This is a genomic window from Sphingopyxis sp. Geo48, from assembly GCF_949769155.1.
Taxonomy (GTDB): Bacteria; Pseudomonadota; Alphaproteobacteria; order Sphingomonadales; family Sphingomonadaceae; genus Sphingopyxis.
In genome coordinates this window covers 1-434 of the sequence record NZ_CATKPA010000022.1, presented here as the reverse complement: position 1 = coordinate 434, position 434 = coordinate 1, and the positions used below count along the sequence as shown (strand labels likewise).

General features: G+C 63.1%; 1 protein-coding gene. It reads left to right on the top strand.

Annotated features, from left to right (window positions below; genetic code table 11):
- The coding region (locus QOL79_RS19535; protein ID WP_082662294.1) for an ATP-binding protein at positions 1-262 on the top strand (262 nt) is incomplete at its 5' end.
- Positions 263-434: the final 172 nt, after the last annotated feature.

The window sequence follows — 434 nt, the reverse complement described above, 5'->3', positions numbered from 1 at the left end:
GCTGTCGCGGCTCGACCTGATCGTGCTCGACGAGCTCGGTTATCTGCCGTTCGCCCGCTCGGGAGGGCAGTTGCTGTTCCACCTCATCAGCAAGCTTTATGAGCGCACCAGCGTCATCATCACCACGAACCTCGCCTTCGGTGAATGGCCGACCGTGTTCGGCGATCCCAAGATGACCACGGCGCTGCTCGACCGCGTCACCCACCACTGCGATATCGTCGAGACGGGCAACGACAGCTGGCGCTTCAAAAACCGCAGCTGACAGCCACCTTCGGCGCCTTCAAAAATCTATCTTGCGCTGCGCGCGCCTCCGGTCGGGCTACGCCCGCCCTCCGCCGCACGCAGCGCAAGGCCATCTTCAACAAACCAGCATCATATCCGAAAAGGGGGTCCCTCTTCGACGCCGATCTGGAGTGGGCCCCTCGGGCCGGACA